Origin of the sequence: Bradyrhizobium sp. URHA0013 (assembly GCF_000518345.1) — a bacterium.
GTDB lineage: Bacteria > Pseudomonadota > Alphaproteobacteria > Rhizobiales > Xanthobacteraceae > Bradyrhizobium.
Map to the genome: position 1 here is coordinate 604,416 of NZ_KI912427.1, position 14,615 is coordinate 619,030.

Here is a 14,615-nt window from a genome sequence, read left to right on the forward strand (position 1 = left end):
TTTAACTCCCCCTGCGGGACGCAACGTAGCGCCCCACCATTTCGTCGATCTTGGCCGCGATGGCGGCGCGCTCCAGCACGACGCCGCCATCGGCCCATTCGATCCGGCAGTCGCCGGTGGCAATCTCGGGCTCGGCCAGAATCACCAGCCGGCCTTCAAAGCCGTTCTGCCTGGCCAGCCGCTCGATGTTCTCGCGCGCGGCATCGTAGAGCGCGTCGTTGATGCGGACGACGAGATGCGGCGTCGCGACCAGATGCGAGAAGCAGTCCTTGACCAGCGCGACGATCTCGCCGAGCGGCTCGGCGGCGACCAGATCGGCGCACAGCTTGCGCGCCACCGCGACCGCGACGTCGACCGCCTCGGTCTCCATCTTGGATTCGATGTTGCCGATGCCCGAAGCGATGCCCCGGATGGCGATGTTGATCTCTTCCATGGCGAGCGCGACACGGCGGTCGCTCTCGGCCTTGGCCTCGCGCTGGCCAGCGGCGAAGCCGTCCTGATAGGCGCGCGCCTCGGCTTCCGCGACCTTCTGGGCGATCTCGGCCGCGGTTGCGGCCTTCTCGCGCGTCCGGTCGGGCGCTGCGAAGTCGTTGTCGAACAGGAATTTTGCCGGAGCGGCCATCAATACACCAGCTCGTCGTCGGCGCGGTTCTTGGTCAGCATGATCTCGCCCTTGGCGGCGAGGTCCTTGGCGAGATTGACCAGCAGCGCCTGGGCCTCGTCGACGTCGCGCAGGCGGACCGGACCCATCGCCGCCATGTCGTCCTGGAGCATTTTGGCCGCACGAGAAGACATGTTGCCGAAGAAGAAGTTGCGGACGTCCTCGTTGGCGCTCTTGAGCGCGACGCCGAGCTTGTCCTTGTCGACGTTGCGCATCAGGGTCTGGGCGGAGCCGGAATCCAGCTTCACAAGGTCGTCGAAGGTGAACATCAGCGCCTTGATGCGCTCGGCCGATTCGCGGTTGTCTTCTTCCAGCGAGGTGATGAAGCGGGTTTCGGTCTGGCGGTCGAAATTGTTGAAGATTTCCGCCATCACCTCGTGCGCGTCGCGTCGGCGGGTCTGGGACAGATTGGACATGAATTCGGTCCGCAGCGTCTTCTCCACGCTCTCGATCACCTCCTTCTGCACCGCCTCCATCTTCAGCATGCGGTTGACGACGTCGAGCGCCAGATCCTCGGGGAAGATGCCGAGCACGCGGGCGGCGTGTTCCGGCTTCAGCTTCGACAGCACCACCGCGATGGTCTGCGGATACTCGTTCTTGAGATAGTTGGCGAGCACCTCTTCCTGCACGTTGGAGAGCTTCTCCCACATGTTACGGCCGGCGGGGCCGCGGATTTCGTCCATGATGCCGTTGACGCGCTCGGGGGCAAGGTATTGCTGGAGCAGCCGCTCGGTGGCGTCGAAATTGCCCATCAGCGCGCCGGAAGCCGACATCCGCGAGACGAATTCGAGCAGCATGTCCTCCACCGTGTCGACCTCGACGGTGCCGAGCGTCGACATCTCCAGGGAGAGCTGGCGCACCTCGTCGTCGTCGAGCAAGCCCCAGATCTTGCCGCCATACTGCTCGCCGAGCGCCAGCATCAGGATCGCGGCGCGCTTCGGCCCCGGCACTGCTTCGGTCTTGGCGCCCGCGCGGCCGACGGCACGCTGACCGAGCGTGGAGATCACGCTGGTGATGTCGTTGGAATTGGCGTTTTGCAGGGCAGCGGCCATGTCAGATCACTTCTCGATTATTTCGCGGGTTCGGTCAGCCATTGGCGGATGATGGCGACCGTCTCGTTGGGATTGCGCTCGGCGAGTTCGCCGACGCGATGGACGGACTGGGCATGGACCTGGCCCTGGACGGTGGCGACGTCGATCGCGCTCGCAGCGCCGCTCGGCAGGAGCGGCTGGCTGGCGGGCGCGGCCTCGTCGCTCGCGGGACCGGTGAGGACGCCGGAGATGGCGGCTGCGACTTCGTCCGATGCCAGGATGCGCTTGACCAGCGGCCGGATCACCAGGAACAGCACGACCAGGCCGAGCAGCATCATCACGCCAAGCTCGACGAAGTACATGACGTCGTCCTTGGTAAACTGGAGCATGCCGAGCAAGCCGCTCGGCTCCGCGATCGGCGTGGTGGACGGGGCGTCGGCAAAGCGCAGATTGACGACCTCGACCTGGTCGCCGCGCTTCTGGTCGAAGCCGATCGCCGAGCGCACCAGCGTGGCGATCCGATCGAGCTGCTCCTTGGTGCGGTCCTGGTAGGCCAGATCGCCCTTCTCGTTCTTGGAGTAGATGCCGTCGACCAGCACCGCGACCGAGATGCGGTTGACCCGGCCAGCCTCGGTCACCTCGGTTTTGGTGGTGCGGGAGATCTCGTAATTGTTGGTCTCTTCGCTCTTCTTGCTCTGGTCCTTGGCCGCGACGCCGCCGTTCTGCTGATTGCCGGGCAACTCGTTGTTGACGGTGACCTGGCCGTTGTTGTCGGCGGTCATGCTCTGCTCTTCGCGGGTCTGGCTCGAGCGCAGCACGCGGCCTTCGGGGTCGTACTTGTCCGAGGTCTGGGTGATCTTGTTGAAGTCGAAATCGGCGGAGAGCTGGACCCGGGCGCGTCCCGTCCCCACCACGGACGAGACGATGTCCTCGACCTGCTTGCGCATCCGCTTCTCGAAGGCGGTGCGACGCTCGTCGCCGATCTGCTGGTCCGGATCGGTTTGCGCGCCGTCGGCGAGCAGCTGTCCAGTCTCGTCGACGATCGAGACCCGCTGCGGCTTCAGCCCGTTCACGGCCGAGGCCACGAGGTGGCGGATGGCGCGGATCTGCTGGGCTTCCAGCGCACCGCGGACCCGAACCACGATCGAGGCCGACGGCTCCGGCGCCTCGCGCGAGAACAGCGGGCGCTCGGGCAGCACCAAATGGACGCGGGCGGCCTGGATGCGGTCGATGGCGCGGATGGTGCGGGCGAGCTCGCCTTCCAGCGCGCGGAGATGGTTGATGTTCTGGACGAAAGAGGTGGTGCCGAGCGCATCCGACTTGTCGAACACCTCGTAGCCGACGCCGCCGCCCTTGGGCAGGCCGCCCTCGGCGAGCTTCATCCGCAGGCGGGTGACCTTGTCCTTGGGCACCATGATGATGGTGCCCTCGTTGCGCAGCTCGAACTGGATGCCCTGGCGCTCCAGATCCTTGATGATGCCCGAGGAGTCCTCGACGCTGAGGTCGGTGAACAGCGTCGTCATCTGCGGCGTGGTGACGCGCATGATGACGAACGCAAAGAAGCCGACGAGCGCGGCGGTGACCGCGATCATCGCCCCGAACCGGGCGGCTCCAATACCCTTCAGAAAGTCCGCAAGACCTTGCAAGCAACCGCCCCGACAGATTCGGCTGCTTTCACAGGAAAGGCCGACTGGGCAATTATTGCCTAGGTGATGGTTTCGATATGGTTAACGAAGGTTAAGAGCTGCGACAAAAGTCGCGCCAAAACGAAACATGAAAAAAATCGGCCTCGCAAGGCGAGGCCGATTTTCGTCAAAAGCCGCAGATTTCCGGATTGCCTACTGGCGATATTGTTGGATACGGGTGGTGCGAAGTCCCGCCAGACCATGCTGGTCGATCGAAAACTGCCAGGAGAGGAATTCGTCAACCGTCAGGGTATAACGGCTGCAGGCCTCCTCAAGGGAGAGAAGACCGCCACGGACTGCGGCGACGACCTCGGCCTTGCGGCGGATGACCCAGCGTTTGGTGCCGGGTGCAGGCAGATCCGCAATCGTCAACGGACTACCGTCCGGCCCGATGACGTATTTTACCCTCGGGCGATGGGGTTCTGTCATGGCGTACTCACAAACTCTCAACCACTGAACTCACTCAGGAACCCTACGCGCGCCGGCTTAAAAATCCGCTAAGCCTAAGGCTTCAATACAATTCTCGTTGAAAATGGCTGGAACGCAGCCGTCTCGACCGGCGGGACGGTGCGTCCAGGCGGGCCGAGGGGGATGTTCGTAAATACTTTACTAACGAACGAGGCCTGCGCGCGACGCTGCAAGGCTCCAATTGTCGTCCTGGCGAACGCCAGGACCCATTACCCCAGGGAAGAGTTGCTACGACGACTCGGGGTCAGGTCCTCGCGCCAAAACGACTTGCGGTGGTTATGCGTCCTGGCTTTCGCCAGGACGACACCGAATATTCAGTCGCGACATTCCGCCTTTAATTGCTGGCCGTCGCGATGATGCTCTTGACCTGGCTCAAGGTGTAGCTGGAGCCGTCGATGGTCAGCAGCGGCGGCGACTGGGTCAGGTCGACGGATGACACCGTGCCCTGCACCTGCGCGGCGATGCCGACATTGTTGTTGGCGACATCCTTGCCCGTGGCCGAGATCGTGTACTTGCCGTCGGGCCATTGCGTGCCGTCATTGCCCATTCCGTTCCAGGTGAACGGAACGTCGGTGCCCGCGCCGGCGGTGTATTTGCCGGTGAACACGGTCTGGCCGCTGGCATTGGCGATGGTGATGTCGACGGTGGCGTCGCTCGGCACGTTGAGATGCCAGGTCGCCGACGAATTCGTCATGGTCCCGGTGGTGCCGTCGACCAGGGCGGTCTTGCCGACGAAGCCGAGCGCCTGGGTCGCCTGCGTGGTCTGTTGCAGGGTGACGAGCTGGGACAGCGAGTCGTTGGTCTTGAGCTGCTGCTCGACGCCGGCGAACTGCACCAGCTGCTGCGTGAACTGGTTGGTATCGAGCGGATCGAGCGGGTTCTGGTTCTGCAGCTGCGTCGTCAGCAGCGTCAGGAAGGTCTGGAAGTTGCCGGCGAGCGTCGCGCCGGTGGTCGAGCCCAGGCCGGGGTTCGACGAGGATTTCGGCAGGTCCGTCGTGCCCGAGACGACGGATGGGGCAGTGGCGGCATTCGTGGTGGTCATGATCGAATACTCCTCACACTCTGATGTCGACGCCGCTGCTCGATCCGAGCATGCGGCCGTAGCTGCGCCCGACCGGGGCCGCGGGAACTGCGTCCTCGTCGCTGACGATCAGCCGGCGGGCATTGCCGCCATTGTCGTTGTTCTGGCCGGAGTGCTGGCCCGATGAATTCTGGTCGCGCAGGCTGAAGGACAGCCCGTTGCTGCCGGTCTTGAGGCCGGCATCGTCGAGCGCGCGCTGCAATTGCGGCGCGTCCTGCCGCAGCATCTGCAGCGTCTCCGGCTTCTCGACGGTGAGATGCGAGGTGACCTGGCCGTTGCGGTCGACATTGATGCGGACGTCGATGCGGCCGAGGTCGAGCGGATCGAGGCTGATGTCGAACCGGGTCTTGCCCGCGCGTGCGGCGGCGGCAATTTCGATCGGCACGCCGCTGATCGGTATGGCATTGGCATTCGCCGCGGTCGCCGTGAGCGTCGCGGTCGAAGCGGTCGCGGCCGAAGTGGTATTGGTCAGCGGCGCTTGGATGGCGGAGGCCGCCTGCGCGCTGGCGTCGGTGGTGGGGATAGCGGCCTGCATGCCCGCGTGGGCATGCGGTGTTGCCGTCGCCGGTGCGGCATCGGCGGTGCGGTCGGAAGTCCCTGCCTTGATGTCGGCCGCGTTCGCGTCGATCGGCGGCTTGTCGGCTTGCGGATGCGCTGTGGTGGCGGAGGCTGCCGTCGCCGAGGTCTGCGCGGCGTTCGCCTTGCCGGTGTCCTGACCGATATTGGAGACGTCGCTCGCGCCTTGCGCAGTGGCTGCGGCCTTGAACGAGGTTTTTGGCGTGCCCTGGTCGACGGCGGCGATCAGGCCGCCATTGGTCTTCGCGTCCGTCGCGGTCGAATCGGTCGTGCCGGTCGCGGCATCGGCCAGCGTCGCCGAGGTGTCCGCATCGACCTTGGCGCTCGCGGCCTTGGCGCTCTTGTCGCCCGGCGTCGCGGTATCGGTCTTGGTGCCGGCGATCTGCGCCGTGATGGACGCGCTGGCGGCGATGCCGGCGGCGGCAATCGTCAGGGGCGAGGAGGCGGGGCCGGCGGCCTGGTTCGCGGTCGCGTTGGGATCGACCGGCACGGCTACCACGAGTGCATTCGGATCGGGCACGGCGGCCTGCGTCGCGTCAATCTGCGCGGCGGCCGCGGTATCGACGACGGCGGCGAGGCCATCGGTGCCGTCGGCATTGTCCGCTTTGGTCTCGTCGGACTTGTCCGCAGACTTGTCGGCCGATTTGGCGTCGGACGCCTTCGGCTTGTCCTTGGTCTTGCTATCAGCCTTGGCCGCATCGGCGGTCGAGTCGTTCTTGGCGTCGCTCTTGGCATCGTTCCTGGCGTCGTTCCTGGCGTCGTTTTTGGCGGACGCGGAATTGTCGGCGTCGTCGCTGGCCTTGCTCTGCGAGAACTGGTCGCTCGCCGCGCGATCGCGCGGGCTCTTGTCCGAGGCGGAGGACGATGAATCCGGCCGCCGCGGGGTGTCCTGTGCGGAGGACGCGCTGTCGTTGATCGCCTGGGTGTTGCTGTCCACCAGCGAGCCGAAGGAGTCGTTGGCGGAGCTGTCTTTCGGGGCTTGCGACCGGGCAGGCTTTTGCTGCGCGCTCTGCACTTGCACGCTTGCCGCTACATCTGACGTACGACCGACCACAGGCAACCCCTTGGAAACATCTTCGCCATGAAAGGTAGCAAGGAGCGGGCCATCCTTGCGCGATGAAGTTTTATCGAGACAAATCAATATCTTGGCGAATTGGCGCCTCCGCCGCGAGGCCTCTCGAAGCCCCACCATTTCTGCCTCCCCGGCAAGAATTGCCGTAAACCATGCGGGGTCCGTGATTGCTTCACCGGAAGGCCGCCTATATTAAAGAGACAGCTCTCAGCCGCTTTCGACCGGGCAGGCCGCGCCATTCGGGAACTCTCAGTTCCCGCGGGTCGCCGTTGTCCCGCCGGAAGCACCCAGCGGATCGCCCAACGCCGCCGTCCACAACGCTTTAAGGCCCATGCTCAACAGTCTGGATCTCGAAGGCCGTCCTGAGGATACCAGGGTCGTCGTTGCCATGTCGGGCGGCGTCGATTCCTCGACGACGGCTGCGCTTTTGAAGGCGGAAGGCTACGACGTCGTCGGCATCACGCTGCAGCTCTATGACCACGGCGCGGCCACCCATCGCAAGGGCGCCTGCTGCGCCGGCCAGGACATCCACGACGCCCGCGACGTCGCGGCCAAGCTCGGCATTCCCCATTACGTGCTCGACTACGAGGACCGTTTTCGCGAGTCCGTCATCGACAATTTCGCCGACAGCTACGCGCTCGGCGAGACGCCGGTGCCGTGCATCGAGTGCAACCGCTCGGTCAAGTTTCGCGACCTCTTGAAGACCGCGCGCGAACTCGGCGCCACCGCGCTCGCCACCGGCCATTACGTCGCCTCGCGCCGCCGCGCCGACGGCTCGCGCGCGCTGGTGTGTGCCGCCGACGCCGATCGCGACCAGAGCTACTTCCTGTTCGCGACCACGCAGGAGCAGCTCGATTATCTGCGCTTTCCGCTCGGCGACATGACCAAGCCCGAGACGCGCGAGCTGGCGCGGCGCTTCGGTCTCGCGGTTGCCGACAAGCACGACAGCCAGGACATCTGCTTCGTGCCCACCGGCCGCTACACCGACATCATCACCCGCCTGCGGCCGAACGCGATGGACCCCGGCGACATCGTCGATCTCGACGGCCGCGTGCTCGGCCGGCACAACGGCATCGCCAATTTCACCATCGGCCAGCGCCGCGGCCTCGGCATCGCAGCCGCCGCACCGCTGTTCGTGGTGCGGCTGGAGGCCGCCAACCGCCGCGTCGTCGTCGGCCCGCGTGAGGCGCTGAAGATGCACCGCATCGTGTTGCGCGACGTTAACTGGATCGGCGATGGCGACATCGACCGCGCCATCGGCAATGGGCTCGAAATGTTCGTGCGCGTGCGCTCGACCCGCGCGCCGCAGCCGGCGTGGCTGCGCGGCGCGAACGGCCATTACGAGGTCGAGCTCGTCGCCGGCGAAGAGGGCGTTTCGCCGGGACAGGCCTGCGTGTTTTACGACGCACCTGGCGGCCAGGCCCGCGTGCTCGGCGGCGGCTTCATTCAAAGCGCCGCCGCGAAGGCCGCAAGCAGCACGACGAGGCCGCTCGCAGAAGCGGTCCGCGGCTAAAAAAATATATAGGGCAGGGGCATGGCAGCAGACATCTCGCGGGCCGGGGTCGAGAAGGCCTATGGCCGCTGGGCGCCGGTCTACGATCTCGTGTTCGGCAAGGTGTTCGACGCCGGAAGGCAGTCGACCATCGCCGAGGCCGACCGCATCGGCGGCCGCATCCTCGACGTCGGCGTCGGCACCGGGCTTTCGCTCTCCGACTATGCGCGCACCACCAAGATCTGCGGCGTCGACATCTCCGAGCCGATGCTGCGCAAGGCGCAATCGCGCGTGCGGAGCTTGCGGCTCTCCAATGTCGAAGTGCTCTCGGTGATGGACGCCAAAAACCTCGCCTTCCCCGAAAACTTCTTCGACGCGGTGGTCGCACAATACGTCATCACGGCGGTGCCCGATCCCGAAGGCACGCTCGACGAGTTCGTGCGCGTCTTGAAGCCCGGCGGCGAGCTGATCCTGGTCAACCACATCGGCGCCGAAAAGGGTTTGCGCAAACTGTCCGAGCTGGCGTTTGCGCCCTTGGCCCGCCGCCTCGGCTGGCGCCCGGAGTTTCCGTGGGCCCGCCTGGTCGACTGGGCCGCAAAACACGGCGGCGTCACCCTGGCTGAGCGCCGCCCGATGCCGCCGATGGGGCACTTTTCGCTGATCCGCTACCTCAAATCGTAATGTTCGGGGGTGGGAACAGGGCGTACGCCCCGCGCGTTTCCCTCCCATGCGCACCACATCAAACATCATTCTGGCCAGCCTCCTGATCGCCGCCTCCGGCAGCGCGATCGCGCAGGCCCCGCCCGCCCCGGCGACGCCGCCGCAACAAACCGCGCCGCCATCCCCGCAGCATGCCACCGGTTGTACGCCGCAGGACCGGCCGAACCGCTCAACCGACGGCACCACCACCGGCCAGTCCCGGGAACCGCTCGGCGACAAATTGGCAAAATCGGACGGCGTGCTCTGCCCGCCCTCGGGCGTCGACCCCGAGATGCACGCCCCGGCGCCCAGCACGAACGGCGCCATGCCCGTCATCCCGCCCCCCGGCAGCCCCGGCGGCGACCCGACGGTCCGGCCGAAATAGCTGTCGCGCCGAAGCCTTGGCGTAAGCGGAGCCCTGTTCCGCATCCGAATCTCGCCGTCATGCCCGGGCTCGTCCCGGGCATCCACGTTCTTGTGGCCGCGCGACGGCCGTGGATGGCCGGGACAAGCCCGGCCATGACGGATTCAGCGCCAAAAGGCCCAAATCCCCGCCGACATGTCCCGCCGAAGCTTTAGCGAAGGCGGAAGCCTTGGCGAAGGCGGAAGCTTTAGCCAAAGCGGAAGCAAACTCGGATTGACAGCCCGTCGCCCCCTTCCTTATATGCCGCGCGTTCGCGAGATGGCCTTGTTCGGCCCTCGCGACCCTGTGGCGGGGTAGCTCAGCTGGTTAGAGCACGGGAATCATAATCCTGGGGTCGGGGGTTCGAGTCCCTCTCCCGCTACCAAAAAATCAACGCGATATCCAAGGCTCGGGAGCCGTCGTGTCCGGCCTGCCACCTTGAGAGAGCTCTAGGCTCCATTCGCGACCCTGCAGAAGCACTGGGCGCGCCTCATGCCGGCGCCGGCAGTCGGCTTGTGCACAGAGCCGCGGAACAAGGGGACGAACCTCAGCTCTGCCGACTACGAATCCCTGCTGCGTGCTAACCGCCGGAACGATAAGACGGGCGAAGGATTCGTCCCGGCAGGAGCAAGCTCGATGCTGATGACGAAGGAAAGACGACCGGCGATCCGAACGCTGCGCGGATGGGCGCTCAGCGTGCTGCAGGAAGCGGGCGCCATCCACGAATGCGAGGAGCACGGCTGGGCGAAGGACCGGGCCGACCCGCATGCGCGCGAGCACGCATTGGATATAGCCAGGCAGGAGCCACCCGAGGGCTTGTCTCCGGATCAGGCCGTCGGGCAAGTGCGCGAGGTTTTGCATTCGATCGGCGATACGTGCCCGGAGTGCCCGCCACGTCCCGATTAGGTCCCCTGCGCTGTCGCGCCGCTCGGATCGCGTGCGAGCCTCAAAGGCCTTCGACAAGGCTGGAGGACGTGAGGGATATGAGCGGACTTGCTAAAAGGCCCTTCAAGCGAGCAAGTCTAGTGCGTTCTCGATCGCTGCGCCGGCGGCGGTGTTGTCGAAGATGCACCAGGTCTCACTAGATGACGACGCAGCACCGAGCCGCACCTTCAGCGATCGCAGGAACGCCCCGTCGTAAGCGGAGTAGTAAATGCGCGGCGCTCCATGCAGTCGAAAATAGCGCAAGCCCGGCCACCCGCCCGGCAGATCGGCATCGGGCACCCGCGCCGGATCCGCGGCGACGCGGGCAATCCGACGTTCCCTGAGCCAGGCGCCGACCTCGGACGTAAACCAGCTGACGTGACGTGGCTCGCAAGCGAGAGCGGCTGAGGTCCTTTCCTGCAGCGCGCGCAACAGGAACTCCGCATCGGACTCAACGAACATTTTGCGAGGCGCAAACTGAACGAGCAAAACCCCGAGCTTCGCACCAAGTCCGGCGCTCTCTTCGATGAACCGATCGAGTTCACCCTGCGCAAGCTGTGACGAGTGAGTAACAGACTTCGGGACCTTTACCGAAAAGCGGAAATCATCTGGCGTCGCGTTCGCCCACTTCTCATAGGTCGAACGCCGGTGCGGCTTGTGAAATGATGAGTTGATCTCGGTGGCGTTCAACACCCGCGCGTAGCGTTCAAGCTGGCTACCTACCCCGCCAACTCTTTCCTTCCAGACTCGCGGAACATTCCATCCCGCTGTGCCGAGCCGCGGCTCAGCCTTGACATGCGCGGCCTCTTCCATGTCAGTCCGTAACTGCCATCGGACATCACCGGATGTTTCACAATCTCACGCCGACTTCCGCCGCGTCCCTGCTGTCGGCTTCTTCGCCGTCGCTTCCTTAGCCAGCTTCTTACCGGCGATCGGCATCAGCATTTCCTTCTGAGCCGCGGCAGCCTTCTTCGTCTTCTTGGCAGGCTTTTTCGGAGCCTCGGTCTTTGCTGCTGCCCCGCCGACGCTCTTGCGTAGCGCGTCCATCAGATCGACGACGTTCTCGCCTTTCGGTCGATCCTTCGGCACGATCGGCTTGCCGGCGCGCTTCTGGTTGATGAGCTCGATCAGCGCGCTTTCATAATGGTCCTCGAACTTCTCCGGCTCGAATGATCCAGCCTTCTGGTTCACGATGTGCCTGGCCAGATCGAGCATATCCTTCGTCACTTTGACGTCCTGGATCTCGTCGAAGTATTCCTGCTCGCTACGAACCTCGTAGGGATACCGCAGCAAGGTGCCGACCAGACCCTTGTCCATCGGCTCGAGCGCAATGATGTGCTCTCGGTTGGTGAGCACCACGCGCCCGATCGCAACCTTGTTCATCTCGCGGATGGTCTCGCGGATGACCGCGAAGGCGTCGTGGCCGACTTTTCCGTCCGGACGGATGTAGTAGGGGCGAATTAGGTAGCGCGGATCGATGTCGGCCTTGTCTACGAACTCGTCGATCTCGATGGTCCGCGTGGATTCCAGCGCGATCTCCTCAAGCTCCTCCTTGGTCACCTCGATGAACTGGTCCTTCTCGAGCTGGTAGCCCTTGACAATGTCCTCGTTGGGCACCTCGTCGCCGGTCTCGGCATCGACTTTCAGGTACTTGATCCGATGACCGGTCTGACGGTTGAGCTGGTTGAAGGAGATCTTCTCGCTCTCCGAAGTAGCTGGGTAGAGCGCCACGGGACAGGTGACCAACGAGAGACGCAAAAAGCCTTTCCAGTTCGCGCGGGGGGCCATGGTACGCAACACTCCATTGCGGGGACTTGGACTCAAGACGAACGGCGGGCCGCAGTTCCGACATCACCCGCAGGTGTCCACTGCAAATTGATGCCACGTCCCGGTCAAGCGGCCGGAATATATGGCGGGCGGTCATGACTCATACGGACAAAATAAGAACATACAGCGGTGACCCAACCCATGGCAGATCCTCGGTCATTAGACCTTTGTGGATCAGCCAATCCGTTGCTCTAAGGGGAGCGGCAACCCAGCCCGTCGGGCAAAACACCCGCCATCCCCGTCAACCCCTCCCCGCAAAATATTCCACTTTACCGAAATTCGGAAATAGCATATGTGTCGGCCATCCCGGCTCATCCTTGAGGGGCGATCTCGTTGTCGTCTTGATTGCGAGCCGGGCTTGCGATGGACGCGGCAGCGTCGGCACGAGATGGTGCGGGCAGGGCGGGTAGTCCCTGTGAGCCCGCAACCGCGTGCGGACGAGCGGCGCTGCAAGGCTTGGTCTCGTCTGTAAGTTTCCGGCTCCGTCGACTGGGCCGGGAAAACTGCGGTGAAATGGCGGGGCGTGCGTACGGCAAAACCGTGTGGTCCTGGCCGTCGTTGCTACGGTCAAGCTGTCGCGGAGGTGTGTGCGAGCCCAACCGGGCGGACAGCATCATCCAAATTCGCGAGGCGAGGGAGGCCAAAAGGAAAGTTCGGCTCCCGGGAGAGCACGGCATAAGCCGTCCAACCATCGCGCAGGGAAGGCCGAGTGATTGGCTACACCTGTATGCTGCTGTGCGGTTCTTTTGCGCTACATCTTCGCGCAGCGGACCGCGGGTGCCAGCCGGCACCCGGCCTTCCCTGCGCCCTCTTGGACAAGAGGGTGGAACGACCAGGCAAAGCTCGGGCGAAACGCGCTGCGAGAACGAGAACTCATGTCCGCTGTTGAAAGATCAGTCGCATCATTTCCCGGGATACGTCGAACGGCGCTCGCGCTACGTGGCCATCTCAGGCGGCCCTGCGGCGGGCCTTCGCCTTCGTCTTTGCCTCTGTTTTGCCGTCGGCTTCTCCGGCGCCGCCGATGGCGAGTTGCGTCGAGCTCCGGGGCCGGGGTGGGTATGAACCTGAGATTGAAAAGAAGTTCGCCTCCGAGGGCTTTACGGTGTTTGCGGGACGCCGCGACGCCGCCAAGCTCGAACCGCTCGTCAAGGAGATCGAGCAGGCCGGCGGCGAAATTCACGCGCGCGCGCTCGATGCGCGCAAGGAAGACCAGATCATCTCGTTTCTCGGCGATGCCGACAAGCACGCGCCGCTCGAGGTTTGCATCTTCGACGTCGGCGCCAACGTCAACTTTCCGATTCTCGACACCACCGAACGGGTGTTCCGCAAGGTCTGGGAGATGGCTTGCTATTCCGACTTCCTCGCCGGCCGCGAGGCCGCGCGCCTGATGCTGCCCCGCGGCCAGGGCAATATCTTCTTCACCGGTGCGACGGCGAGCTTGCGCGGCGGAAGCGGCTATGCGGCGCTTTGCCAGCGCCAAGATCGGCCTGCGGGCGGTCGCGCAAGCCGCGGCGCGCGAATTGGGCCCGAAGAACATTCACGTGGCGCATCTGATCATCGATTCCGGCGTCGACACGGAATGGGTCGGGCAACGGCGGATCGAGGCGCTCGGTCCGAACGCGCTGGATATTCCCGACCTCCTGATGCCGCCGTCGCCGGTCGCCGAATCCTATTGGATGCTCTGTCAGCAACCCAAGAGTGCCTGGACCTTCGAGCTGGAGATTGGTCCCTTCGGCGAGAGATGGTAGCGGAGCCAGTTCACGATGGCCCGTGCAAGGGTTCAGAATGAAAAGGCTTTAGAATGAATTGCCGAAGCGGTGTTCTGGAAGTCCCTGTGCGATGCCATCAATGGCCAGAACATGACCCGCCTGGGGTTCGCGGCTCAGTTGCTCGCGATCCAGAAACTTTCTGGCCGTCGTCACGAACAAGGTCTTCAGATCGGTTCCGCCGAAGCACACGCAGGTCGGATTGGTCGCCGGCACCGGAATGACGGTGTCGATCCGGCCGTCCGGCCGATAGCGTATCACCCGACCGCTGGAGAAGAATGCGGTCCACAGTCCGCCGGCGACGTCGACACACGCGCCGTCGGGCCTCTCGCCGGAGGCGCTGTAATCCGCGAACAGCCGTCTGTTGCCAATCACGCCGTCATCGAGGTCGAAGTCGAACTGCCAGGTTTGGTATCGCCTCGTATCGGTGAAATAGAGCGTGCGATTGTCGGGTGAGAACGCGATGCCGTTCGTCACGATGACATCGCCGAACATGCGCGCTGTCCGGCCGTCGGCGTCCACGCGATACAGCGCCCCGTTCGGTCGATGCAGCTGGTTGTCCATGGTGCCGATCCATAGCCGGCCCCGCGCATCGACGCGCCCGTCGTTCAGGCGGTTGTCGGGGCCGCTTTCGACCTCGCAGAGCTGAGCTGGAGGACCGTCATTGGACGCGCGGCGATAAAGTCCCAGATCCTGCGCGAGCAGGTGGGAGCCATCCGCCGTCAGAGCCTGACTGCCGAGGAAGTTGCATGCGTACGGAACAACCTGATGAGCGCCTGTCGCCGGATCGAACGATTGATGCAGCCGCCGGTCGATGTCGACCCACCACAGCTTGCGGGATCGGTCGCACCACAACGGCGTCTCGCCGAGGACATCGCCGGCGGCGACCGCGGTCTCGACCCGATGTGCGGGGATCATGTCGGTGGTCAT

The 14,615-nt window shown here is 64.5% G+C and carries 13 protein-coding genes, 1 tRNA gene and 1 pseudogene; 6 read left to right on the plus strand and 9 right to left on the minus strand.

Features of this window, described 5'->3' with window-relative positions; genetic code table 11:
- Position 1: 1 nt before the first annotated feature.
- The 6 genes from N551_RS0132275 to N551_RS0132300 all read right to left on the minus strand — a co-directional run bounded on the left by N551_RS0132275 (position 2) and on the right by N551_RS0132300 (position 6,694).
- Complete coding sequence (locus tag N551_RS0132275) at positions 2–622, minus strand: FliH/SctL family protein (protein WP_007614077.1); 621 nt, start codon at positions 620–622, stop codon at positions 2–4.
- Entirely contained in the window at positions 622–1,713 is a 1,092-nt protein-coding gene (gene fliG, locus N551_RS0132280) for a flagellar motor switch protein FliG (RefSeq protein WP_007614076.1), read from the minus strand. The genes N551_RS0132275 and fliG overlap by 1 nt, the downstream gene beginning before the upstream one ends.
- Before the next feature lie 17 nt (positions 1,714–1,730).
- The gene (gene fliF / locus N551_RS0132285) at positions 1,731–3,338 is read right to left on the minus strand and encodes a flagellar basal-body MS-ring/collar protein FliF (protein ID WP_027570433.1); all 1,608 of its coding nucleotides are present in this window, start codon (positions 3,336–3,338) and stop codon (positions 1,731–1,733) included.
- Between the two features lie 192 nt (positions 3,339–3,530).
- A complete protein-coding gene (locus N551_RS0132290) occupies positions 3,531–3,806 on the minus strand; it encodes a DUF1153 domain-containing protein (RefSeq protein ID WP_002714638.1) in 276 nt (91 codons plus the stop codon).
- A 373-nt stretch (positions 3,807–4,179) separates the two neighbouring features.
- On the minus strand, positions 4,180–4,887 hold the full coding sequence (locus N551_RS0132295; RefSeq protein ID WP_027570434.1) for a flagellar hook capping FlgD N-terminal domain-containing protein: 708 nt from the start codon (positions 4,885–4,887) through the stop codon (positions 4,180–4,182).
- A 13-nt stretch (positions 4,888–4,900) separates the two neighbouring features.
- A complete protein-coding gene (locus N551_RS0132300; protein WP_245287884.1) occupies positions 4,901–6,694 on the minus strand; it encodes a flagellar hook-length control protein FliK in 1,794 nt (597 codons plus the stop codon).
- Between the two features lie 211 nt (positions 6,695–6,905).
- Between N551_RS0132300 and mnmA the strand changes: the two genes are divergently transcribed.
- From mnmA to N551_RS0132325, 5 genes are all read left to right on the plus strand, one after another.
- Positions 6,906–8,087: a tRNA 2-thiouridine(34) synthase MnmA gene (gene mnmA / locus N551_RS0132305; protein WP_027570436.1), complete on the plus strand. Its 1,182-nt coding sequence runs from the start codon at positions 6,906–6,908 to the stop codon at positions 8,085–8,087.
- A gap of 21 nt (positions 8,088–8,108) precedes the next feature.
- The gene (locus tag N551_RS0132310) at positions 8,109–8,747 is read left to right on the plus strand and encodes a class I SAM-dependent methyltransferase (protein WP_007614059.1); all 639 of its coding nucleotides are present in this window, start codon (positions 8,109–8,111) and stop codon (positions 8,745–8,747) included.
- A gap of 46 nt (positions 8,748–8,793) precedes the next feature.
- Positions 8,794–9,150, plus strand: coding sequence for a hypothetical protein (locus N551_RS0132315; RefSeq protein ID WP_027570437.1), 357 nt, complete (start codon positions 8,794–8,796; stop codon positions 9,148–9,150).
- 326 nt (positions 9,151–9,476) lie between these two features.
- Positions 9,477–9,553, plus strand: a tRNA-Met gene (locus N551_RS0132320).
- 251 nt (positions 9,554–9,804) lie between these two features.
- Positions 9,805–10,074, plus strand: coding sequence for a hypothetical protein (locus tag N551_RS0132325; protein ID WP_018453910.1), 270 nt, complete (start codon positions 9,805–9,807; stop codon positions 10,072–10,074).
- Positions 10,075–10,176: 102 nt separating this feature from the next.
- On the opposite strand, the gene N551_RS0132330 is transcribed toward N551_RS0132325, so the two are convergent.
- Both N551_RS0132330 and N551_RS0132335 read right to left on the minus strand, forming a co-directional pair.
- Positions 10,177–10,905, minus strand: a complete 729-nt coding sequence (locus N551_RS0132330) for a DUF72 domain-containing protein (RefSeq protein ID WP_027570438.1) — start codon at positions 10,903–10,905, stop codon at positions 10,177–10,179.
- A 45-nt stretch (positions 10,906–10,950) separates the two neighbouring features.
- A complete protein-coding gene (locus tag N551_RS0132335) occupies positions 10,951–11,880 on the minus strand; it encodes a Ku protein (RefSeq protein WP_027570439.1) in 930 nt (309 codons plus the stop codon).
- Between the two features lie 1,060 nt (positions 11,881–12,940).
- Between N551_RS0132335 and N551_RS36460 the strand changes: the two are divergent.
- Positions 12,941–13,667: pseudogene (locus tag N551_RS36460) on the plus strand (SDR family NAD(P)-dependent oxidoreductase).
- 48 nt (positions 13,668–13,715) lie between these two features.
- Here N551_RS36460 and N551_RS0132345 read toward each other — a convergent pair.
- Positions 13,716–14,615, minus strand: a complete 900-nt coding sequence (locus N551_RS0132345; protein ID WP_027570440.1) for an SMP-30/gluconolactonase/LRE family protein — start codon at positions 14,613–14,615, stop codon at positions 13,716–13,718.

What these genes read in the sequence shown, in the direction of transcription:
- N551_RS0132335 (WP_027570439.1), bottom strand. Translation starts at nt 11,880, where the DNA reads ATGGCCCCCCGCGCGAACTGGAAAGGCTTTTTGCGTCTCTCGTTGGTC.
- N551_RS0132300 (WP_245287884.1), bottom strand. Translation starts at nt 6,694, where the DNA reads ATGGTGGGGCTTCGAGAGGCCTCGCGGCGGAGGCGCCAATTCGCCAAG.
- fliG (WP_007614076.1), bottom strand. Translation starts at nt 1,713, where the DNA reads ATGGCCGCTGCCCTGCAAAACGCCAATTCCAACGACATCACCAGCGTG.
- N551_RS0132275 (WP_007614077.1), bottom strand. Translation starts at nt 622, where the DNA reads ATGGCCGCTCCGGCAAAATTCCTGTTCGACAACGACTTCGCAGCGCCC.
- N551_RS0132295 (WP_027570434.1), bottom strand. Translation starts at nt 4,887, where the DNA reads ATGACCACCACGAATGCCGCCACTGCCCCATCCGTCGTCTCGGGCACG.
- N551_RS0132330 (WP_027570438.1), bottom strand. Translation starts at nt 10,905, where the DNA reads ATGGAAGAGGCCGCGCATGTCAAGGCTGAGCCGCGGCTCGGCACAGCG.
- N551_RS0132325 (WP_018453910.1), top strand. Translation starts at nt 9,805, where the DNA reads ATGCTGATGACGAAGGAAAGACGACCGGCGATCCGAACGCTGCGCGGA.
- N551_RS0132310 (WP_007614059.1), top strand. Translation starts at nt 8,109, where the DNA reads ATGGCAGCAGACATCTCGCGGGCCGGGGTCGAGAAGGCCTATGGCCGC.
- N551_RS0132315 (WP_027570437.1), top strand. Translation starts at nt 8,794, where the DNA reads ATGCGCACCACATCAAACATCATTCTGGCCAGCCTCCTGATCGCCGCC.
- N551_RS0132290 (WP_002714638.1), bottom strand. Translation starts at nt 3,806, where the DNA reads ATGACAGAACCCCATCGCCCGAGGGTAAAATACGTCATCGGGCCGGAC.
- N551_RS0132345 (WP_027570440.1), bottom strand. Translation starts at nt 14,615, where the DNA reads ATGACCACCGACATGATCCCCGCACATCGGGTCGAGACCGCGGTCGCC.
- mnmA (WP_027570436.1), top strand. Translation starts at nt 6,906, where the DNA reads ATGCTCAACAGTCTGGATCTCGAAGGCCGTCCTGAGGATACCAGGGTC.